This is a genomic window from Hymenobacter sp. BRD128, from assembly GCF_013256625.1.
Classification (GTDB): Bacteria; Bacteroidota; Bacteroidia; order Cytophagales; family Hymenobacteraceae; genus Hymenobacter.
Window position 1 is genome coordinate 1,391,021 of the sequence record NZ_CP053908.1, and the last position, 21,297, is coordinate 1,412,317.

General features: G+C 62.9%; 19 protein-coding genes, 1 pseudogene and 1 riboswitch. Of the genes and pseudogenes, 11 read left to right on the forward strand and 9 right to left on the reverse strand.

Translation table 11 applies throughout. From position 1 onward, the window contains the following. The first annotated feature begins 56 nt into the window (after positions 1-56). From GKZ68_RS06250 to GKZ68_RS06260, 4 genes are all read left to right on the forward strand, one after another. The gene (locus tag GKZ68_RS06250; RefSeq protein WP_173112076.1) at positions 57-1,226 is read left to right on the forward strand and encodes an NAD(P)/FAD-dependent oxidoreductase; all 1,170 of its coding nucleotides are present in this window, start codon (positions 57-59) and stop codon (positions 1,224-1,226) included. 150 nt (positions 1,227-1,376) lie between these two features. Continuing rightward, complete coding sequence (locus tag GKZ68_RS21930; protein ID WP_254244182.1) at positions 1,377-2,174, forward strand: M20/M25/M40 family metallo-hydrolase; 798 nt, start codon at positions 1,377-1,379, stop codon at positions 2,172-2,174. Beyond that, positions 2,146-2,814, forward strand: coding sequence for a M20/M25/M40 family metallo-hydrolase (locus GKZ68_RS21935; protein WP_254244183.1), 669 nt, complete (start codon positions 2,146-2,148; stop codon positions 2,812-2,814). Before GKZ68_RS21930 ends, GKZ68_RS21935 begins: the two co-directional genes overlap by 29 nt. A 61-nt stretch (positions 2,815-2,875) precedes the next feature. Continuing rightward, positions 2,876-3,379 carry an ankyrin repeat domain-containing protein gene (locus GKZ68_RS06260; RefSeq protein ID WP_173112079.1) on the forward strand — a complete coding sequence of 168 codons (504 nt, stop codon included), beginning with the start codon at positions 2,876-2,878 and terminating at the stop codon, positions 3,377-3,379. Positions 3,380-3,430: 51 nt separating this feature from the next. Here GKZ68_RS06260 and GKZ68_RS06265 read toward each other — a convergent pair whose 3' ends face one another. After that, positions 3,431-3,763 (reverse strand): hypothetical protein, encoded by a 333-nt coding sequence (locus tag GKZ68_RS06265; protein ID WP_173112082.1) that lies wholly within the window; start codon positions 3,761-3,763, stop codon positions 3,431-3,433. A 390-nt stretch (positions 3,764-4,153) separates the two neighbouring features. Here GKZ68_RS06265 and GKZ68_RS06270 point away from each other — a divergent pair, with 390 nt between their 5' ends. Further along, entirely contained in the window at positions 4,154-6,628 is a 2,475-nt protein-coding gene (locus GKZ68_RS06270) for an outer membrane beta-barrel family protein (RefSeq protein WP_173112085.1), read from the forward strand. A gap of 27 nt (positions 6,629-6,655) precedes the next feature. Here the strand turns inward: GKZ68_RS06270 and GKZ68_RS06275 are convergent, their stop codons facing one another. The 3 genes and pseudogenes from GKZ68_RS06275 to GKZ68_RS22600 form a co-directional block, all read right to left on the reverse strand. Beyond that, positions 6,656-8,581 carry a chloride channel protein gene (locus tag GKZ68_RS06275; RefSeq protein ID WP_254244184.1) on the reverse strand — a complete coding sequence of 642 codons (1,926 nt, stop codon included), beginning with the start codon at positions 8,579-8,581 and terminating at the stop codon, positions 6,656-6,658. An 86-nt stretch (positions 8,582-8,667) separates the two neighbouring features. Continuing rightward, the gene (locus GKZ68_RS06280) at positions 8,668-9,507 is read right to left on the reverse strand and encodes an XdhC family protein (RefSeq protein WP_254244185.1); all 840 of its coding nucleotides are present in this window, start codon (positions 9,505-9,507) and stop codon (positions 8,668-8,670) included. A 137-nt stretch (positions 9,508-9,644) separates the two neighbouring features. Next, positions 9,645-9,803: pseudogene (locus GKZ68_RS22600) on the reverse strand (XdhC family protein); the annotation flags it as partial. A gap of 227 nt (positions 9,804-10,030) precedes the next feature. Here GKZ68_RS22600 and GKZ68_RS06290 point away from each other — a divergent pair. Together GKZ68_RS06290 and GKZ68_RS06295 are read left to right on the forward strand one after the other, a co-directional pair. Then, the gene (locus tag GKZ68_RS06290; protein WP_173112093.1) at positions 10,031-10,927 is read left to right on the forward strand and encodes an AraC family transcriptional regulator; all 897 of its coding nucleotides are present in this window, start codon (positions 10,031-10,033) and stop codon (positions 10,925-10,927) included. 116 nt (positions 10,928-11,043) lie between these two features. Continuing rightward, positions 11,044-11,937 (forward strand): SDR family oxidoreductase, encoded by an 894-nt coding sequence (locus GKZ68_RS06295; protein WP_173112096.1) that lies wholly within the window; start codon positions 11,044-11,046, stop codon positions 11,935-11,937. A 164-nt stretch (positions 11,938-12,101) separates the two neighbouring features. On the opposite strand, the gene GKZ68_RS06300 is transcribed toward GKZ68_RS06295, so the two are convergent. Both GKZ68_RS06300 and purE read right to left on the reverse strand, forming a co-directional pair. Next, positions 12,102-13,352 (reverse strand): 5-(carboxyamino)imidazole ribonucleotide synthase, encoded by a 1,251-nt coding sequence (locus tag GKZ68_RS06300; protein ID WP_217275322.1) that lies wholly within the window; start codon positions 13,350-13,352, stop codon positions 12,102-12,104. Next, on the reverse strand, positions 13,349-13,882 hold the full coding sequence (gene purE / locus GKZ68_RS06305; RefSeq protein ID WP_173112099.1) for a 5-(carboxyamino)imidazole ribonucleotide mutase: 534 nt from the start codon (positions 13,880-13,882) through the stop codon (positions 13,349-13,351). The genes GKZ68_RS06300 and purE overlap by 4 nt, the downstream gene beginning before the upstream one ends. Before the next feature lie 509 nt (positions 13,883-14,391). Here purE and GKZ68_RS06310 point away from each other — a divergent pair. From GKZ68_RS06310 to GKZ68_RS06320, 3 genes are read left to right on the forward strand one after another with little or no spacing between them, the layout of a single operon-like run. After that, on the forward strand, positions 14,392-14,631 hold the full coding sequence (locus tag GKZ68_RS06310; protein ID WP_173112102.1) for a DUF433 domain-containing protein: 240 nt from the start codon (positions 14,392-14,394) through the stop codon (positions 14,629-14,631). Continuing rightward, on the forward strand, positions 14,615-14,944 hold the full coding sequence (locus GKZ68_RS06315) for a DUF5615 family PIN-like protein (protein WP_173112106.1): 330 nt from the start codon (positions 14,615-14,617) through the stop codon (positions 14,942-14,944). Before GKZ68_RS06310 ends, GKZ68_RS06315 begins: the two co-directional genes overlap by 17 nt. A 25-nt stretch (positions 14,945-14,969) precedes the next feature. Beyond that, positions 14,970-15,407, forward strand: a complete 438-nt coding sequence (locus tag GKZ68_RS06320; protein ID WP_173112110.1) for a hypothetical protein — start codon at positions 14,970-14,972, stop codon at positions 15,405-15,407. Positions 15,408-15,475: 68 nt separating this feature from the next. On the opposite strand, the gene GKZ68_RS06325 is transcribed toward GKZ68_RS06320, so the two are convergent. From GKZ68_RS06325 to GKZ68_RS06335, 3 genes are read right to left on the reverse strand one after another with little or no spacing between them, the layout of a single operon-like run. Further along, positions 15,476-17,746 (reverse strand): xanthine dehydrogenase family protein molybdopterin-binding subunit, encoded by a 2,271-nt coding sequence (locus tag GKZ68_RS06325; protein ID WP_173112113.1) that lies wholly within the window; start codon positions 17,744-17,746, stop codon positions 15,476-15,478. A 6-nt stretch (positions 17,747-17,752) separates the two neighbouring features. Beyond that, complete coding sequence (locus tag GKZ68_RS06330; RefSeq protein WP_173112115.1) at positions 17,753-18,790, reverse strand: xanthine dehydrogenase family protein subunit M; 1,038 nt, start codon at positions 18,788-18,790, stop codon at positions 17,753-17,755. 10 nt (positions 18,791-18,800) lie between these two features. Next, positions 18,801-19,388 (reverse strand): (2Fe-2S)-binding protein, encoded by a 588-nt coding sequence (locus GKZ68_RS06335; protein ID WP_173112118.1) that lies wholly within the window; start codon positions 19,386-19,388, stop codon positions 18,801-18,803. Between the two features lie 385 nt (positions 19,389-19,773). Next, positions 19,774-19,893: riboswitch (SAM riboswitch) on the forward strand. A gap of 143 nt (positions 19,894-20,036) precedes the next feature. Between GKZ68_RS06335 and GKZ68_RS06340 the strand changes: the two genes are divergently transcribed. Beyond that, positions 20,037-21,284, forward strand: a complete 1,248-nt coding sequence (locus tag GKZ68_RS06340) for a homoserine dehydrogenase (protein ID WP_173112122.1) — start codon at positions 20,037-20,039, stop codon at positions 21,282-21,284. The last annotated feature ends 13 nt before the right edge of the window (positions 21,285-21,297 follow it).

Genomic DNA, 21,297 nt, shown 5'->3' on the forward strand with positions numbered 1-21,297 from the left:
TCCGGCTAGCTTTCTGGGGCCGGCTCCAAAGTCAGGCTGGCTTTTACCTTTACCGCGTGTCTGCTTTTGCTCCCAGTTTACCCGCTTACGACGTGGCCATCGTGGGCGCCGGCCCGGCCGGCACGGCCTGCGCGCTGGCCCTGCGCGGCAGCGGCCTGCGGGTGGCGCTGCTCGATAAGGCCACTTTCCCGCGCGATAAAGTGTGCGGCGATGCCGTGCCCGGCCACGCCTTCAAGGCGCTGGGCCAGCTCGACCCGGCCTACGTGGCGGCGCTGTGGCAGCTGGAGCCGCGCGACGACGTGCACCGCAGCCGCCTGGTGGCGCCCAGCGGCGGTAGCTTTTATTTGCACTGGAAACTGCCCGCCTTCAACAGTCCGCGCCTCGATTTTGATGCCGCCCTGCTCGCCCTCGTGCGCCAGCACACCGCCACCGAAGTGCTCGAAAATGCGGCGCTGAAAACTATTGAAATAACCGCTGATTGCGCCCGGCTGCACCTGGCCAGCGGCCAGGAAATCACGGCTAGCCTCGCCATTGGCTGCGACGGTGCCAACTCGGTGGTGGGCCGCCGCCTGCTGCCCGAGCCCCGGCTAGCCCGCGCCCACCACAGCGCCGGCGTGCGCGCTTACTTCGAAAACGTGGCCGACGCCGAGAGCGGCACTACTGAGTTTTTCTTCAGCCGCAGTCACCTGGCCGGCTACCTCTGGCTATTTCCGGTGGGGGCGGGGCGCTGCAACGTGGGCCTGGGGATCCTCTCCGAACTGGTTTCCAAGCACAAAATCGACCTCAAAAAGCTGCTGCTGGAGCAGCTGGCCACCCACCCAGGGCTAGCCAGCCGCTTTCGTGAGGCGCGCCAGATAGGGCCCATTCAAGGGTTCGGGCTGCCCATGGGCGGCGGGCGGCAGCGGCCGGCCAGCGGCGCGCGCTTTCTGCTGTGCGGCGATGCCGCCTCGCTCATCGACCCCTTGCAGGGCCACGGCATCGACCTGGCTATCCGCAGTGGCATCATGGCGGCCGGGCAGGCCCGCGAATGCTTTGCGAAGCAAGACTTCAGCGCCGAAAGTATGCTGGCCTACGACCAGGAATTGCAGCGCCAGCTGGGGCCGCAGCTCGCCCACAGCTTCCGCTTGCAGCGCCTGCTCGGCACCCGGCCCTGGCTCCTGAACCTGGGCACGCGGCTAGCCCAGCTGCCCGGCCTGCGCCGCCTGGCGCAGCGGCTGGTGGGGTGAGTAGCGGAATATCCCACGCATTATCAGGAGCATCTTGGCAGGATAAGTTATATAACTCTACGCTGGCAAAACGCTTTCTTCGTCAGCATCACAATGTTTGTTTAGTTACGACTTTTAAGTGAACACAGGCCTATGCGTCGCTTCCTACTCGTGCTGCTTCTGGTTCTCGTTGGGCTAGCCGCCGTGCTGCTCGTCAACACGCTGCGCCTGCCCAACCACCAGCTTGGCCCGGTGCCCGCCGCGCCGGCCGTGGCCGTGGTGCCCGACTCGGCCACGGCCCACCTGGCGGGTGCGCTGCGCATTGCCACGGTGTCGCGCAGCCACTATGCCGAGACGGACACCGTGCCCTTCGACCAGTTTCAGGCCTATTTGCAGCGCACCTTTCCGCTCGTGCACCAGCGGCTCAAGCGCCAGACGGTCAACCACTACGGGCTGCTCTACGAGTGGCCCGGCACCGACCCGGCCCTGAAGCCACTGCTGCTGCTGGCCCACCAGGATGTGGTGCCCGTGCTGCCCGGCACCGAAAGCCAGTGGACGCGCCCGCCCTTTGCCGGCCAGCAGGCCGGCGGCTACCTCTACGGCCGCGGCGCACTCGATGACAAGCTCAACGTGCTGGGCCAGCTCGAAGCCGTGGAAGCCCTGCTGCGCGCTGGCCTGCGGCCCCGGCGCACGGTGCTGCTCGCCTTCGGCCACGACGAAGAAACCCTGGGTCTGCGCGGCGCCACGGCCCTGGCCGCGCTGCTCAAAACCCAGCACCCGCAGCTCGAACTGGTACTCGACGAGGGCGGCCTCGTGAAAGCCGATGGCGTGGCCGGCCTCACCCAGCCCGTGGCGCTGGTGGGCGTGAGCGAAAAGGGCTACCTCAGTCTGGAGCTGGCGGCCACCGGGCCGGGCGGCCACCCGGCCCGCGCTCACGAGCGTGGGCCGGGTGGCCGCCGCCGTGGCTAGGCTCGAAGCCGAGCCCTTTCCGGCTAGGCTCAATGGCGGCGTGAGCGGCCTGCTCGCCTACCTGGCCCCGGCCGTGCCGTTTGGCAAGCGGCTCGTTTTTGCTAATCAATGGCTGTTTGGGCCGCTCATTCAGAAATCGCTGGCGGCCACGCCCTCAGGCAATGCGGCGCTGCGCACCACCACGGCCCCTACCATCATCCGGGGCGGCGACAAAGACAACGTGCTGCCCAGCGGGGCTACGGCCACCGTCAATTTTCGGCTGCTGCCCGGCGACTCGGTCGGGGCTGTGGTGCGGCGGGTCAAAGAAATTATCAACGACCCGCTAGTGCAAGTAAAAATAGTAGGCGCAGGCCGCGCCGCCTCGCCCGTGTCGGGCACTGATAATGCGGCGTTTGCCACGCTCACCCGCACTATCAAAAGCGTTTTTCCGCAGGCCTTGGTGGCACCCTACGTGGTGGTAGGCACCACCGATGCCCGCGCCTACGCCAGCCTCTGCCCGCAGGCGACTTACCGCTTCATGCCCCTGCTCATGGACCAGGCGGCCATCGAAAGCCTGCACGGCACCAACGAGCGCCTGCACCCCAGCGCCTACCAGGAGGTTATTCGCTTCTACGCCGCGCTGATTAAAAACCTGCAATAAACTGCCGCCAAACATCCCGCGCCCCCGGTTTGTCGTAGCAGTTCCGAATTCCAAAAACGCCATGTCTCCCACCTCCGCCCAACTCAACGAACTGCTCTTCGACGCCGCCCGGCGCGGCGACGTGGCCGATATCAAAGACCTGCTGCAAAACCCGCAGGTCTACCTCAACGCCCAGAATGGCAAGGGCTACACTGCCCTCATCCTAGCTACCTACGACAACCACCTCGATGCGGCCCGCGCCCTGCTCGATGCCGGCGCCAACCCCAATCTGCAGGATGCCAGCGGCAACTCGGCCCTCATGGGTGTGAGTTTTAAGGGCTACGCCGACATTGCGCGCCTGCTCATCGAGCGCCACGCCAGCCTCGACTTGCGCAACGGCAACGGGGGCACGGCCCTCATGTTTGCCACTCTCTTTGGCCGCAACGAAATCGTAAAAATCCTGCTCGACGCCGGCGCCGACGCCTCCATCCACGATTACCGGGGCATGTCGGCCCTGCACCTCGCCGGCCAGCAAGGCAACGAAGTAGCCTGGAAGCTGCTCGGCGGCCCCGAACAAGAGGATTAATGACTAATGCTTGGGAGCAAGGCTGCTTACTAAAACTTAAATCTGGCGCAGCTAGTAGGCGGCGGTGCTGGCAGTTTTCTCCACCGTGATAAAACGCTGGAGCAGCGATGAGGGCCGCGCATCGCGAAAAAACTCGTGCTCGGTCTCTTCGCGGGTTTTGCCTTCGCCGGCTAGCTTCTCCCCAAAACCTTCCGCGTCCTCCGAGGCCGCGGGGCCGGGCAGTAATGAGGTTACAGTTACGTTAATGCCCTTGGTAAGCTCGGCCAGGCCGCGCGATGCGGCCAGTTGGGCGGTTTTGGCCACGCCGTAGTGCATCATCTCGCTCGAAGGGCTCTTAGGCTCGAAAATACCGACGTTGTTGATGATAATTGTATTACTCCCCAACAACTGGACACTGTAGTGGGGATTAGCAAATAAAAATAGCTGGTTGGATAAATAGAGAGTTTGCCGAAGCCTGGCGCCGGTGCTTGCAGTAGGCAAAGTACGCCTGCAAGTGGTGGTGCAGGTGGGCCGTCGTTGGCGGGGTAGGGGATAATAGGCGCCCAGTTGAGCGCGCCAGAGTTGTTCGAGCAGTCGCTCGGCCCCGACCGTCGCATCGAGGGGGCGGCAGGTCCAGAAATAATAGAATGAGCGTGTGGCAGCACTAAGGAGTGGTGGTAAAGGAAGCCAGCGCTAAGCAAACGTATGGCGTCAAAGAAGGTAAACTCCTCCTGCGCTGTCCAAATCGCCACAGAATCGGCCGGTAGTTTCGGGCGCTTTTAGAGAAAATTATTCATGTCCTTTATTGAAAGAATAACCGGGCTGCTAGCCTTGGTGCTGCTGGGCGCACCCACCCTAGCCCAGGCCCAGAGCGGCGCCGTGCGCGGCACGCTGCTCGATGCGGCCACCGGTCAGCCTATTCCCTTCGCCTCCGTGGTAGTGCTGCACCTGCCCGACTCTACGGCCGTAGCCGATGCCCAGACCACCGAGGCCGGCGCGTTTGCCCTCGAAAAGCTGCGGCTAGGGTCTTATGTATTGCGCGCTAATGTGCTGGGCTACCGCGTGGGCCAGCGCCAGCTGAGCCTAACTACGGCCGCGCCGGTGGCGCAGCTCGGCACGCTGCGTCTGCGCCCGGCCGCTACCCAGCTCACCGAAGTAGTGGTGCAGGGCGAGCGCCCGCCCGTCACGACTGACCTTGATAAGCGGGTGGTGAACGTGGCCAAGGACCTCACCGCCGTGGGCGGCACGGCCACCGATGTGCTCCAAAACGTGCCCTCGGTGGCCGTGGACCAGACCGGCGCCGTGAGCCTGCGCGGCAAAAGCGGCGTCACCATCTTCATCGATGGCAAGCCGACCGGCGCGGCGGGCGGCGCGGGTGGGGGTAGCCTCGACCAGATTCCGGCCAGCAGCATCGACCGCATTGAAGTTATTACCAACCCCTCGGCCCGTTACGACGCGGCAGGCTCGGCCGGTATTATCAACATCATTCTCAAGAAAAACCAGCGCGACGGCCTCAATGGCGTGGCTGCGGCCGGAGTAGGCACGCGCAATAAGTACAATACCTCGCTCACGCTGAATTACCGCCGGGGCAAGCTTAATATATTTGGCTCGTATGACTTCCGCTACGACCAGCGCTTCACCAACAGCAGCCTCGACCAGACCACCATCGGCCCGGTAACGGACCCCGCCACCGGCCTGCCGACCACCGATGCCCACACGCTGTTCCTGCACCAGGGCCGCGATGGGCTAGCCACCCAGACCTCGCACGCCGTGCGCGTGGGCCTGGAATACGCCCTGCCCCACGACCAGACGCTGACGCTGGCCGCCCAGCCGCGCTTCAATAGTTATCAGAACGACGAAATTATTCTCTCGCGCCAGCAGGACCTCACGCTCGGCCAGCCGGTGTACGTGGGCACCAATGACCGCCAGAATGCCAGCCTAGGCCGTAACAACTCGGCTGATTTTACTTTCGACTACCGCCGCAGCTGGCCCGCTAGGCCCGGCCGCGAGCTCACGGCCGGCGCCGTGTACACGCCCCTATCTGCCGACAATGCCCTGGCCGCCAACCTGCGCTACCTGGGCGATGGCACGCTAGCTACCCAGCAGCAGGCCTTTCATACTTACCTGCACCAGGGTGCGGCGCAGGTCGATTTTACGCAGCCGCTAGGGGAGAAGGGGCGCTTTGAAACGGGCCTCAAGAGCACCTGGCAGCGCTCCGACAACCGCTACGACTTCAGCAGCACCAGCCCGGCGCTCACGCAGCAGTCGGTGTTTCTGTATCAGGAATACGTGCAGGCAGCCTACGCCAGCCTGGGCGGCGAGCGCGGCAAGCTGCACTACCAGGCCGGCCTGCGCCTGGAGCAAACCAACACCCACGGCCAGCAACAGCTGACGGGCGAGGAGTTTAGCCGCAGCTACCTCAATCTGTTTCCGAGCGGCACGCTGGCCTACGAGCTGCCCAAGGAGCGCCAGGTGCAGCTCAGCTACTCGCGCCGGGTGCAGCGCCCCAACCAGGGCGAGCTCAATCCCTTCCTCGACCGCTCCGACCCGCTAAATCTGCGCGCCGGCAACCCCGCCCTGCTGCCCGAGTACGAAGGCCAGGCCGAGTTGGGCTACCAAAAAGGCTTTGCCAACAAAGCCTCGGTGGCCGTGACGGGCTTTTACAGCCGGGAGCTGCAAACGATTACCAGCTTCCGCCAGGTTATCACCGACCCGCTCACCGGCAACCAGGTCACGAGCAGCACCCGCCTCAACATCGGCCAGGAAACCAACTATGGCCTGGAGCTGGTGGGCAGCTTACCCCTGGCGGCGTGGTGGAAGGTGAGCGGCTCGGCCTCAACTTTCCGGCGCCTCGTGCGCACCACGGTGACTAATTCGGATTACACTAACAGCAACATCGTGGGCACCGCCCGCCTCAACTCGACCTTCACGCTCACCAAGAAGTTCGACGTGCAGGTGTCGCTCAACTACCGCTCGCCGGTGGTCACGGCCCAGGGCCGCCGCCTCACCTCGTTCAACGTGGATGCCGCCGCCAAATACACCTTCCTGCCCGAAGACCGCGGCACGCTCACGCTGCGCGTGTCGGACGTGTTCAACACCTTGCAATACAACTTTCTGGCCTACGCTGCCGGCCTCGATTCGCAGAGCTACAACAAGCGCGAGTCGCGGGTAGCCTTCCTCAATTTCAGCTACCGCTTCGGCCGCGATGGCGAGGCCGCCAAGTCGAAGCGCAAGGAGGAAAAAGAGGACACCGGGCGCGGGTTCGAGTAGCGGCAGTAAAGCCGGTTGCGGATGCGGCTACTGCGCCCCCGAGCGCTGCCTCTGAAACAGCGCCTGGCCCCGCAGCAGCACCCGCAGGCTCTTGCGCTTAAGCAGAATGTGCGGTGCTCGCTTGCCATCATCTTCCAGGCGATTGCGGTACGCCGCCAGAATGTCGCGGTAGGAGATAACGCCGCTTACCTGCGGCTGGTCGCCAGTGGCAAGTACGGGCAGCACGTCAACTCCCTCACGGGCCATGCGTTCGACGGCGGTGCGCAGCGAATCGGTGGCCAGCACGGCGGTGGTACGCGGCTCCAGCAGGGTGCTGATGGGCGCGGTGTCGTCGGCGTGCCAGCTAGCCAGCGTGAGCAGGCTCAGGATGCCGGCAAACGTGCCATCGGGGTGCACCATCACCAAGTGCGGGGTGGTGCGCTCGGGCTCGCGCTCGGTCCATTCGCGCACCTCGCCAATGGTGTTGTCGGTGCTGATGGCTATCATTGAGCTTTGCAGCACGCGCTCCACGCGTACTTTGTCGAGCAGGTCAGGCTCGTAGTCAACCGGCGTTTTGACGCCCCGGCGGGCTATCTTCTCGGTCATAATGGTGTTACCCATCAGCAGAAATGACACCAGGTAGGCCCCTGTGCACGCTCCCAGCAGCGGCAGCAGCGCCTGGGCCTGCCCCGTCGACTCTACGGCAAAGACGATGGAAGTAAGCAGCGCCCGTGAGGCTCCCGCAAACATAGCCGCCATACCCACCAGCGCCGCCAGCGGCAGCGTAATGTCGGAAGCTGGAAAGAAGTGTCGCACGGCTAGGCCCAATAGGGCGCCGGCCGCTCCGCCGATGGTGAGCAGCGGGGCCAGCGTGCCGCCCGAGGTGCCGCTGCCCAGCGAAATGGCCCACGACGCGAATTTCAAAAAGCAGAGGGCTAGCAGCAAGTTCAGCGGAGCTGTACCCGAAAGCACGGTGGAGATATTCTCATAGCCCACGCCCAGTGTGTGCGGGGCAAAATAGCCAATAATGCCCACAGCCAGGCCGCCCAGCGCCGGCCACCAGCCCCAGTGCAGTGGCAGCTTTTCAAATAGGTCTTCGATGAAGTAAACTAGCTTGGTAATCAGCACCGCCGCCAGGCCGATTACCAGTCCAATGGCGCTGTACGTAGCCAGCGCCGCATTGCTGGGCGCCGCCAGCGCCGCCATTTCAAACACCGGTCCCTGCTCAAACAGCAGGTGGTGGCCCGCCGCCCCCGTAATGCAGGCCAGCGCCACCGGCAGTAGCGAGCGGGGCGAAAACTCGAACAGCAGCAGCTCGATAGCCAGAAAAACCGCCGCGATGGGCGTGCCAAAAATGGCCGACATGCCGGCCGTAGCCCCCGCCGCCAGCAGCACCTTGCGCTCGTGGTGAGTGATGGGAATGAGCTGGCCCAGCGTAGAGCCCAGCGCCCCGCCCGTGGCAATAATCGGCCCCTCGGCCCCAAACGGCCCCCCGGTGCCAATCGACACCGCGGCCGACAGCGGCTTGAGGTACATAATGGACGGCTTGATGCGGCTCTGGTTGGTCAGAATCTGCTCCATTGCCTCCGGAATGCCGTGGCCCCGGATGGCCTTGGAGCCGTAGAGAGCCATTAGGCTCACCACCAGGCCACCCAGAACTGGCATTAGTACCACCCACCAGCCGAGGTGGTTATCGGCCGGGCTGTGGTAGGCCAGCGAAACTTCGCCGTGAAATACCAGGTTGGTCACGAGGTTAATCAGATACACCAGCCCCCGCGCCACTATGCTGATAGTGAGGGCCACCAGTACCGCCAGCGCCGACAGGCGCACCAGCCGTTGCTTATCGGGCGTCACGCGGGGCCGCACCCCATCATCAGCCAGGGTAAAATCGAGGGAGGGGGCAATTGGGATACCTGTGTGGGCTAGCGTAGGGTGCTTCATAAAGGCAATGCCTACGCCGATAGGGTACTTCAAAATAAAGATGACCTGGCGTAGAACACCGCACCTGGGTCTACGCTATAAAGCTGGTAGTAGTCTACCCGTTCACCGCAAAACGCAAGTCATCTGGTAGTTGTACTGGTGGCCGGCACGTGTACCGTGCCGGCCCGCTCGCGCAGCGGCCGCCCCTGGCGCCCGCTGCGCTGCGCCTGAATTTCGGCCACGATGGCCAGGGCAATTTCCTCGGGGGTTTCGCTACCCAGGTCGAGGCCGATGGGGCTGCGCAGGCGCTGGCGCAGCTGCTGCACCTGGGCGGCCGGAAAGGCGGCCAGCTCATCGAGCAGGCGCTGGGCCTTGAGCCTGGGGCCTAGCAGCCCGATATAGGGCGCGGGCGAAACCAGCAGGGTTTGCAGCGCGGCCAAGTCGTAGGCGTAGTTGTGGCTGAGCAGCACGTGGTAGGCTAGCGGGTCGGGCGTGGCAGTTTCGAGCTCGCGCACGGGCACGATGCGCACCTCGGCCGCCTCGGGGAAGCGGGCGGCGGTGGCCAGGTTGGGCCGGCCATCGACTACTGTAATGTGCCACCCTAGCGAAGCCGCCAGGTGCACCAGCGGCTGGGCGTCGTTGCCGGCGCCGTACACCACCAGCCGCAGCGGCGGCGTCAGAACTTCGAGCGAAGCCCGCACCGCGCCGGCATCGGTTTCAATATCCAGCACCCGCGACTGGCCCTGCGCCAGCGTGGCATGGGCGGCGGCCGCCAGCGGGGCGGCCAGCAGCGGCGTGCCGCGCACTACGCCCGTTTCGGAAAGCAGCACCCGTTGGCCCACGGCGGCTTTCAGCCCGCTGGCATCGGTTGCAAACACGGTAGCCAGCACGGCGGGGCTAGGGTGCTGGGCGAAGCCGCGCAGCAGCTCCAGCGGGTTGTCAGCATTATCAAAATGCAAGGGCTCGAGCAAGATGCGCACCACGCCCTGGCAGCCGGGCCCGAGGCCGTGGCGCGGGTCGTCCTCGTCGCGGGTGTCGTAAGTGACGAGCGCCGGCTCGCCCTGAAAAATGGCCCGCCGCGCCCGCTGCCGGGCGTCGCCCTCCAGGCACCCCCGCTGATGGCCCCGGTCAACTCGCCATCTTCGGTCACGAGCATACGGGCGCCGGGGCGGCGGTAGGCCGAGCCCAGTACTTCGACCACGGTAGCCAGCGCGCAGGGGCGGCGGGCCGCCCGGTGCTGGTCGTAGGCGAGAAGCAGGCGTTGAAGTTCGGTCATCGGAGCGGAAAAGGCTGGGTAGGCAGTACGCCCCAGAGCGGGGCGGGGTTATGTGAACCGCCCGGCCAGAGGTAGGGTTTCCGGCCAGAGGTTGTAACTTAACGAAGGTGCTGCAGCGCGCAGCGGTTGCAATCGTCACTGGTTACTGGCCACGCGAGATGCTTCGCTGCGCGCTGCAGCACCGGCGGCTGTTTGCTTCTCGACCAGCCGCGAGTACTTTGCCCTGTATGACCGCCAACGTCCCCGTTTATCAGCTACCTGCTCTTGCCGAAGCCACGGAAAAACCGGCCGCCGTGTTTTTTCTGGGGCCAAATTCTACGGCGCCGCACCTGCCTATCAACCTGCCGTATCGCAGCGATTATTATAAAATCGGCATCGTGCTGCGCGGCAGCGCCCGCCTGCAAGTCAACCTCGAAACCTATGACCTAGGGCCCGATTCGCTGATGGTGCTCTCGCCCTACGTCATCAAACAGTGGCCATTTATGTCGGACGACTGTGACTCGCTGAGCATTTTCTTTACCAAGGAGTTCATTTCGGCGGGCGGCGGGCTAAACCTGGATGCGTTTGCGTTCTTCGAGCGCGACGCCCGCCACGTGTTTACCCTACCCCCCACTGAAGCGGCGAGTATCACGGCCCTGCTGCACACCATCGCGCAGAAATACGACGCGCCGCACGCCTACCGCGAGGAGATTCTGCGCAGCCTCATCCACATTTTGCTGCACGAAACGGCGCCCATCTACAGCGCGCAGCACCCTGCGCCGAATACCATCCAAACGCGCAGCCAGCTCATTGCCGCCGATTTTAAGAAGCTGGTTAACACCCATTACGCCGCCGAGCGCAGCCTGGCATTCTACGCCGATAAGCTGTGCATCAGCCCCAAGCACCTCGCCGAAACCGTGAAGGAAGCCACCGGCAAGCGCGCCGTAGCCTGGCTGGCCGAAGCCGTGCTGCTTGAAGCCCGCGTGCTGCTGCAAAACCCCGCCCTCACCATCGCCCAGATTGCGGACACGCTGCACTTCGCCGACCAGTCGGCGTTCGGCCGGTTTTTTCGGAATAATACCGGCGTGTCGCCGGCCGGGTATCGGCAGCGCAGTAGCGCGGACGTTCAGTCTGCGAGTGGATAGTAAAGGAAGCAAGCCATTACTCGCGGACTGAACGTCCGCGCTACCCCCGCCCTTTGGCCCAATCTTCCCGCCCTTTTGCCCTTCCACCGCACCCTAGCCAGCCGCAGCTTTGCACTATGAAAATAATTGTCACTGGTTCCCTCGGGAACGTCAGCCAGCCGCTCGCCACCGCGCTAGTGCAGCAGGGCCACACCGTCACAGTCATCAGCAGCCAGCCCGAGCGCCGGGCCGCCATCGAAGCCCTGGGGGCCACCGCCGCCATTGGCTCGTTTGAAGATGCGGACTTCCTGGCCGCCACCTGCGCCGGGGCCGATGCTCTGTATGCCATGATAGGGGGCGGCCACCGCGAGCCCGATTCGCGGGCGTATTTCCAGCGCATCGGCCGCCACTACGCGCAGGCCATCGGGCAGGCGGGCGTGCGGCGGGTGGTGCAGCTCAGCAGCTGGGGCGCGCACCGCGACCACGGCACCGGCGGCATTCTGGGCTCGCACGATGTGGAGGAAATCCTGGCCAGGGTGCCGGGCCTGGCGCTCACCCACCTGCGTCCCACGTCCTTCTATACCAACTACTACGGTTTCGTGGGCATGATAAAGGGCGCTGGTTTTATGGGAGCCAACTGCCCCGGCAGCTACCGGGTGGCGCTGGTGCACCCCCGCGACATCGCCGCCGCGGCCGCCGAGGAATTGGGCAAATCTGCCCCGGCCGGCCGCACCGTCCGCTACGTAGCCAGCGACGAGCGCACCCAGGACGAGGTAGCCCAAGCCCTGGGCGCCGCCATCGGCCGGCCCGACCTGCGCTGGGTCGCCTTCACCGACGAGCAAATGCGCGCCAACCTCCTCCAAAATGGCCTGCCCGCCAGCACCGCCGCCGACATTGTGGACATCTACGCCAGCATGAGCAGCAGCGCCCTGGCCGAGGACTACGCGCAGCACAAGCCCGCCCTAGGTAGGGTGAAGCTGGAAGAATTTGCCCAGGAGTTCGCGGCGGCTTTTGGAAATACCAGAGAATAGTTTGTAAAGCTGTTCAAGAAGTAAAGCAAAAACCCGCTTATCATGCTGAGCTTGCGAAGCATCTCGCTTGCGCTGCTAGGGTAGTATTCCTAACGCGGCGGGCGAGATGCTTCGCAAGCTCAGCATGACAAACGGGTTTTTCGGTTCCTCAAAAATGCTACTACCTAAATAGCATCCAGTCCCGGCAAGCCGAGTAGCTCCGCCGCGCGGCGCGCCGTGGTTTTAACGCTGGCTACATCCGGCCCGGTGATTGTGAGGTGGCCCATCTTGCGGCCGGCGCGGGCTTCCAGCTTGCCATACAGGTGCAGGTGCGTGCCGGGCAGACTCAGCACGGCGTACCAGTCCGGCTCGCGCGGCTGGCCGTCGGGGCCGAACCACACGTCGCCTAGTAGATTGAGCATGATGGCCGGCGAGTGCTGGCGCGGCTGGGGTAGGGGCAGGCCCGCCATCGCGTGCACTTGCAAATCAAACTGCGAGGCGTCGCAGGCGTCGATGGTGTAGTGGCCGCTGTTGTGCGGGCGCGGAGCCATCTCGTTGACTACCAGGCCGCCGTGCGCGCTGCCGTTGTCCACCACAAAAAACTCGACGCACAGCACTCCAACGTAGTTGATGTGCTGCGCGATGGCGATGGCCGCCTCGCGCGCCCGCTCGGCCAGGGCCGGGGGCACCGCGCCCTCGTAGGCGTGGGTCACAGCCAGAATGCCCGCCTCGTGCACGTTGCGCTGCGGGGCGAAGCTCACAACCTGCCCATCCCAGCCGCGGGCTACCAGCACCGAGCACTCGGCGGTGAGCGGCAGCATCTTTTCCAGCACGCAGGCCACGTTGCCCAGCTCGGCCCAGGCGGCGGCCAGCTCGGCGGCGGTCTTCACCCGGATTTGGCCCTTGCCGTCGTAGCCCAGGCGCGCGGTCTTCAGGATGCCGGGCAGCAAATCGGCCCGCTCGGCTAGCACGGTTTGCAGGTGGTCCGGCGTTTCCAGCACCGCGTAGGGCGCGCAGCTCACCCCCGACACCTCGGCGCAGGCCGCGAAGTGGGCTTTTTCCTCGATGCGGTTTTGGGCAATGCCCACCACGGCCGCGCCCGGCGCCACGGGCCGGGTTTGCGCCAGCGTGTGCAGGGCCTGGGCCGTCACGTTTTCAAACTCGGTGGTGATGGCTTGGCATAGGTCGGCTAGCTGCGCCAGGCCAGCCGGGTCGTCGTAAGCGGTCTGAATGTGGTGGTGGCTCACCAGCCCGGCCGGGCTTTGCGCGTCGGGCTCCAGCACGGCGGTGAAGTAGCCTAAGCGCTGGGCGGCGTGCACAAACATCCGGCCCAACTGGCCGCCCCCCAGCACCCCTAGGGTAGCCGGTCGGCCGGCGGCATCCCGGCTACCCGGAAAAATCGGCGTCATCGTCGCCGCGTGTGTAGCGGCGCTCATACGGGCAGGGTCATGGCGCGGGCGGCCTCGGTTTGGTCGGCGCGGAAGGCCCGCAATTTGGTCGCCAGCTCCGGGTCGTGCAGGGCCAGGAGGCTCACGGCGAACAGCGCGGCATTGGCTGCCCCGGCCGTGCCGATGGCAAACGTGGCCACCGGTATCCCCTTGGGCATCTGTACGATGCTGTGCAGCGAATCGACGCCCTGTAAGTGGCGGCTGGCCACCGGCACCCCCAGCACGGGCACCGTCGTTTTGGCGGCTAGCATGCCCGGCAAGTGGGCGGCCCCGCCCGCCCCGGCAATGATGGCTTGCAAGCCCCGCGGGCCGGCCTGCTCGGCGTAGGCAAACAAGTCGTCGGGCATGCGGTGGGCCGATACCACGCGCGCTTCGTGGGCCACGCCAAACTGCGTGAGAATCTGCACGGCGTGCTGCATGGTGTCCCAGTCGCTGCTGGAGCCCATGACCACGCCAATCACTGGCTGGCCGGGGGTAGCGCGGGGGCTGGGGGCGTCGGGGGTAGCAAGAGTACTCATAGTGAGCCTTATCGTAAGGGGCAGGGTAGCCCTGAGTGGTCGAAAAAAGCGGGATTGCGGACGTCAGCGCGGGCTAGCCCCCGCCGCCGGGCAGCCAGCTACCGGGCTGCGCATCATCCCGCCAGGGTAACGGGCATTCACTGGAAAGGCCGTCACCACGGCCACAAATTTACTGGTGCCGTCTGCGTGGCAGCCTAGAATTTGGGCGAAACCTGAAAAACACCTTGCCAGCGAAAAGTAAAACGCCTCGGAACTCTGTAGTTTCGAGGCGTTTTATAGTAGTTTTAGGCACCTAACCGCAAACGCCATGACGCTAAGCATTGGCGGTAGTACTCCGAAAAACGCTCGCTATGGAGAAGTCTAAGGTGCCCAATATTCGGATTGACCCTAGCCTTGACAAATACGACAACGTCGTTCTATTTCCTGAGCTGCTAGCAAAAGTCAACGCCCTTCTTGAAAAAGCCGGCCCGCCGAAGTTTCCAGCGCCTAAAAAGTAACTAGTGTAAGCAATGAACGTCGCCGACCTGATAACTACTGACCCGGATATACTCGGTGGTCAACCTGTATTTGCGGGTACGCGCGTACCAGTAGAAACCTTATTTGACCATCTGGAAGCGGGCATACCGCTGGATGAGTTCTTAGACGACTTTCCCACTGTTACCAGAGCGCAGGCCATAGCCTTGCTGGATATGGCTACTAAGCTCCTTACCGCCAAGAATGTAGTGCAATTATATGCGGCTGCTGCTTGATGAGAACCTGCCGAAGAAGCTGAAGTTAGACTTTCCCGAGCACGAGGTTTTTACGGTGCGCGATAAAGGCTGGAACGGCATCAAGAATGGCAAACTGCTGGAATTAATGGTAGCTGACGACTTTGACGCCTTGCTCACGTTTGACAAAAATTTGCAATACCAGCAGAATTTTCAGAAATACACGCTCACGGTTTTTGTGCTAAACGCTCCTGCAAATACTTACGCGGTACTCACGCTGCTTTCGGCTCAAGTCAATGCTGCATTGATAAAGGGGAATTTGTTGAATGGACCGTTGGTGATTCAAGCAGAATAGCTTTTGTCTGGTTTTAACACTAAAGATGCAGGCACTCGAAGTACTCAAAAGTAAGCTAATTGGCTCTTTTATATCAAGATTCAGTGTAGGTGATACCTGGAATTTGTATATCGATGGCTATTGGTTAGTGGCTCAAGAGGTAATATCAGGAGACGAGGATTATCTCAACAAGTTTTTTGAGAATAATTATTCTCACTTTAAAACGACAGTTGACAAAGGTTATATTAGTAAGTGTGCCATAGTTGCTGCTGCTATGAGAAGAGACATTGTTGGCGTAGAACTTGATGAGTTGTATAACCTGAAAATCGGATTCGATAATAATTTTAGTTTGTTATTCCCAACGAACGTAGAAATCGTTGATTGGCAGTGGTGCTTAAATTATAATGGCACTGACCCATACACCAATTGTCTAGTGGGCTGTTTTTGGGAAGGTGAAATTCAGGTAAATGAAAAACAAGATTAGGTTAAATAGCAAAGCGCCCCGCAGCCAATCGGCTACGGGGCGCTTTGCTATTTAACCTAATCCAAATCTTACAGCAGCTTATCAATCGTCAGCGGTAATTCGCGGACGCGCTTGCCGGTGGCGTGGTACACGGCGTTGGCGATGGCGGCGGCTACGCCCAGCATCCCGATTTCGCCGACACCTTTGACGCCGATGGGGCTGGCGATGTCGTCTTCCTCCTCCACAAAAATTACGTCGATTTTGTGAATGTCCGCATTCACCGGGATGTGGTACTCGGCGTAGTTGTGGTTGATGTAGCGGCCCAGGTCGTTGTTGAGGTAGGCCTCCTCCATCAGGGCCATGCTGATGCCCCAAACCGTGCCGCCCAGCACCTGGCTACGGGCGGTTTTGGGGTTCATGATGCGGCCGGCGGCCACGGCGTTTACCACGCGCGTGACGTGCACGGTGCCCAGGTCCTCGTCCACTTTCACTTCCACGAAGGCCGCGTTGTGCGAGTGCATCGAGTACTTCAGCATGTTAATCGGGTTCGGGCCGGCCTTACCGTCGGCTTCGATTTTGGCTTCGCCGCTCGCTGCCAGAATGTCGGCGATGGCAACCGTGCGGCTGATGTCCTCATTGGCGCGGATGTGGCCGTCGGCAAACTGCACGTCCTCAAAGTTCACGCCGGCTAGGGGCGAGTCGTCCAGTTGTTGGGCCAGTTTGAGCAGCTTTTTGCCGAGCTCCTGGCAGGCATTCTGCACGGCGGCACCCACCGAGTTGGCCGTCCAGGAGCCACCCTGGATAGGAGCGGCGGGCATCTCGGTATCGCCGAGCTCGAAGGTGACCTGCGCCATCGGCAGCCCGAGGGTTTGGGCAGCCATCTGGGTCATAATCACGTAAGTACCCGCGCCCTGGTCATTGGTGGCGCTGCGCACGGTGAGGTGGCCGTTGGCCGAAATTACCGCCTTGGCTTCGGCTTTCTGCATGGAGGCATCCCAGCAGCCCGCGGCTACGCCCCAGCCTACCAGCAGGTTGCCGTCGCGCATCGAGCGGGGCGCGGGGTTGCGCTGCTCCCAGCCGAAGCGGGCGGCGCCTTCGTGGTAGCAGTCGTCGAGGCGCTTGCTGCTGAAGGGCTTGTTCTCGGTAGGGTCGGAATACGTGTAGTTAAGCAGGCGGAAATCGAGCGGGTCTTTGCCCGCCTTGTACGACAGCTCGTCAATGGCACTTTCGATGGCGAAGTTGCCGGTGGCGGCGCCGGGCGCGCGCATGTCGGCCGGCGTGTTCACGTCAATTTTGGCTAGCTTATAATCGAACTGGCTGTTGGGCACGGTGTATGAAATGCCCGACCAATTCACCACCGTTTCGGTTTCGTTCTCGAACTGCGAAGTTTCCCCCAGCGCGTTGTGTTCCATCGCCTGCAGGTAGCCCTGGTCGTCGCTAGCCAGACGAATATTCTGCACCGTGTGGGGGCGGTGGCCCAAACTAAACATCTGCGAGCGCGTCATCACCACCCGTATCGAATGCTCCAGCTCTAAGGCGGCCATCACGGCCAGAAACACCTGATATTGCGGCCGCAAGCCCGCGCCGAAGCCGCCGCCCGTGAACTTCGAGATAATACGTGCCTCCTCCTTGCTCAGGCCGAAAATCTTGGCGATGTACTGCTGCACGTTGGGCGCGCCCTGGGTCTTATCGTAGATTTTCATCTTCTTACCGTCGCCCAGCCAGTCCACGGTCGTCCCGAACAGTTCCATTGGGTTGTGGTGCTGCGCGTGGTGTACATACTCGCCAGCCATCTTGTGCGGGGCATCGGCGTAGGCCTGCTCCATGTCGCCCTTGGGCTTGGGTGGAGGCAGGAAGCCGGTTTTGCCCTTCGGCGCTTCAAATGCTTTGGGGGCAGCGGCCGCCAGGTCGGTGTTAAATTCTTCCACGTCGTACTCGATGCGCAGCACCGAGGCGGCGTAGCGGGCCAGCTCAAACGTCTCGGCCACTACCAGCGCCACCGGCTGCTGGCTGAACATGATTTCGGGCTCGTGCAGTGGGCGGAAGGGCGAGCCGCCGGGAGCCACGTCGTCCTTGTAATTGCGGTCGAACCAGGCTAGCGAGGGCACATTCTCGTGCGAGAAAACCCGCTGCACGCCCGGAATAGCCAGCACCTCGGCGGCGTGGATTTTGATAATCTTGCCCTTGGCTACTGGGCTGCTCACGATGTAGCCGTACCACAGCGGGCCGGTCACGCCAAACTCGGCGGCGTACTTGGCCGCGCCGCTCACTTTGGCCGGGCCATCGGTGCGATTAATAGGTTTGCCAATCACGTCGCTGTCGAGGCGCACGGTAGGCGGGGCGGCAATAGTCTGGCTCATACTAGCTTACGGATTAGAATTCAAAAACACGTTCGGGTTCACGACCTGGCTCATCTCGGTAGCCTGTTTGAGCGCCCGCACGATGGCACGCTTGCCTAGCTCAAGCTTAAACGAGTTGTGCAGCGAGCCTTCGCCGTAGCCCTTGGCATCGGCAAACACCTTGGCGGCCACTTGGCGGAACAAGTCGGGCGAGGTCGTTTGGCCTTCCAGCAGCTGCTCGGCCTCTTGGTCGCGCCAGGGCTTGTGGGCCACGCCGCCCAGGGCAAAGCGGGCTTTTTCGATGACGTTGCCGTTCATCTTCAAGCCTACCGCTACGCTCACCAGCGCAAAGGCGTAGCTGCTACGGTCGCGCAGCTTGAGGTAAGTGAAGTGGTCGGCGTAGCCTTCCTCGGGTAGGTCGATGGCCGTTACCAACTCGCCGGGTTGCAAGGTGTTGTCCTTTTCGGGCTTATCGCCCGGCAGGCGGTGGTAGTCGTCGAACTTGATGGTGCGCTCGCCATCGGGGCCTTGCACGCGCACCGTGGCTTCGAGGGCGGCTAGGGCCACGCACATATCCGAAGGATTGGTGGCGATGCAGCTTTCGCTGGTGCCCAGCACGCCGCACACGCGGTTGGGGCCGGTGAGGGCCGAGCAGCCCGTGCCGGGCTCGCGCTTGTTGCAGGGCGCGGCGAGGTCGTAGAAGTAGTAGCAGCGGGTGCGCTGGTTGAGGTTGCCGCCGTTGGTGGCGGCGTTGCGCAGCTGCGGCGTAGCCCCGGCCAGGATGGACTGGCTCAGCAGTGGGTAGCGTTTTTCTACCTCGGGGTGCCAGGCAGTGTCGGCGTTGGTGGCTAGGGCGCCCAGGCGCAGGCCGCCGTCGGGCAGGCTCGTGATGTCGGTGAGCGGCAGCAAACCCAGGCTGGTGAGGTGGGTCGGCCGCTCAAGGTTGTACTTCATCAAGTCCACGAGGTTGGTGCCGCCGCCCAGGTAGGCCGCGCCATCGTGGCTGGTCAGGTCGCGCACGGCCTCGTCGGCGGCCGTGGCCTGGATAAGAGTGAAACTATTCATAGCGAATTACTTAGCTAGCGGAGCTGGATTTGGTGGGCTGGGCCGGAATGGTTACCAGCGTGCCGTTATCGACCACTACCTGGCCGTCGTGCAGTACTTCCATCACGGCCGACAGGATGTTGGTGTAGGCGCCGCACCGGCAGAGGTTGCCACTCATGTGCTCGCGCACCTCGTCTTCGGTCTTGCAGCGGCCCTCGTTGATGAGGCCCTGCGCCGAGCAAATCTGCCCCGGCGTGCAGTAGCCGCACTGGAAAGCGTCGTGGTTGACAAACGCTTGCTGGAGCGGCGAGAGGTTGTCTTCCGTACCCAGGCCCTCAATGGTCTGAATTTTCTTGCCCTGGTACACCGTGGCCAGGGCCAGGCACGAGTTAATGCGCTTGCCATCAACGAGGACGGTGCAAGCGCCGCACTGGCCGTGGTCGCAGCCTTTTTTGGTGCCGGCCAGGTCCAGGTACTCGCGCAGGGCGTCGAGCAGGCTGGTCCAGGGCGCAAGCTGGATGGTGTGGTCTTCGCCGTTGACGTTGAGCGTTACGGCCTGGGCGGGCACCACGCGCGGCGCCGCTTTATCAAGGGGCTCTTGAATGAAGTGTGCACTCATAGGGCAGGAGAGTGGAAAAGGAAATAAAGCCGGCCAGCGCAGCGGCAGCCAGCGTTTTTGGCTGATTCCAAACCCTACGGCTCCCCGTGAGCTTTCGATGTTTTTACTTATTCTAAATAAACTTTTAGCCCCGGCAGTTAGCACGCTGATGGTCTGAAGCTCAGTTTAGACGCAACCTAGGTTCGCAGACTGGTACCCAGGAAAAAATCTTGGTTAAAATAGCAACAGCAAACAAGCCAAGGCGTTGTATTATAAGATATACAACGCAAGGTTTCGTGGTGGAAGTGAGTTGGTGCCGTATGGCGCTGGCTACCGGCACCGCGCCCCGTAGTTGGGAGAAGCGACATTCCCGGCCTTACCTTTGCGGCACGCTCCGGCACCGGGGCTCTTATCCAGAAAGGCGGAGGGACAGGCCCGGCGATGCCTTAGCAACCAGCAGCAATGCGAAGGTGCTAATTCCTGTTTCGAAACGCGGCCCCGGCCAAGTTTCGGAAGCAGATAAGTTATGAGAGGTGAGGCGGACCCTAGCGGCCGCGTGGCTCTTCTGACTTGTCGGAAGGGCTTTTTTTGGGCTCTTCCGGTAAGGAGTTTTGGATGAGAGTAGGGTAGGCGGCGCGCGTTTCAACCGTTCTATTTCTCTCTTTTTACATGACTCGTACCGACCTCAACATTGGTCTTTTTGGCTTTGGCGTGGTGGGCCAGGGCCTGCACGCCGTGCTGGAGCGCACGCCGGGCCTGCGCGCCCGCATTGGCCGCATCGCCGTTAAAAGCCGGGATAAAGTCCGCTCGCTGCCGGCCGAACTGTTCACCTTCGATAAAAACGACCTGCTGAGCGACCCTGGTCTCACGGTGATAGTGGAGCTGATTGACGATGCCGACGAAGCATACCTGATTGTGAAAGAGGCGCTGCTGCGCGGCAAAGCCGTGGTAACGGCCAACAAGAAGATGCTGGCCGAGCACCTGCCCGAGCTGATTGAGATTCAGCAGACTACCGGTACGCCGCTGCTCTACGAGTCGGCGGCCTGCGCCAGCCTGCCGGTCATCCGCAACCTGGAAGAATATTACGATACCGACCTGCTCGAATCGGTGGAGGGCATCGTGAACGGCTCGACCAATTACATCCTCACGGCCATGCACCGCGACGCCCAGCCCTACGCCGCGGCCCTGGCTAGGGCCCAGGAGCTGGGTTTTGCCGAAAGCAACCCCGCCCTCGATGTGGAAGGCATCGACGCCCGCAACAAGCTGGTGCTGCTGCTGGCCCACGCCTTCGGCGCGGTGGTAGCACCCACCGATTTGCTGGCCGTGGGCATCACAAATATCAGCGGGCTAGCCACGGCCTACGCCCGTGAGCAGGGTCTGATAATCAAGCTGGTAGCCGAGGCGCGGCGGTTGCCGGGCGGCGGATTGGCGGCGGCCGTGCTACCCACGCTGGTGCGCCCCGGCCACGAGCTGGCGCAGGTACACGACGAGTTTAATGGCCTCATCACCCAGAGCGGCTTTGCCGACCGGCAGTTTTTTCTGGGGCGCGGGGCGGGGGCGTTCCCCACGGCCTCGGCGGTGCTCAGCGACCTTTCGGCGCTCACCTACGGCTACCGCTACGGCTACAAGAAAATTCACCAGAACGCTCACCTAGCCCTCACGCCCGACGCGGCCGAACTCGACGTGCTCGTGACGTTTGACGAAGCTGGCGGTGCGCCCGACCGGGCCGATTTCACGGCCGTGCACGAGGAGTTTCGCTCGGCGCAGCGTGGCAATTACCTCACCGGCACTATCAGGCTGGGGCAGCTGGCGCGGGCGAGTTGGCTGCGGGCGCCGGGCGTGTGCGTCATCAGGCTAGCCGAGCCGCTGCGCGCCGCCGTGGCAGTGCCCGCCGCGCTTGAAACTGCTACTGCTTAGCCCCACCACCCCC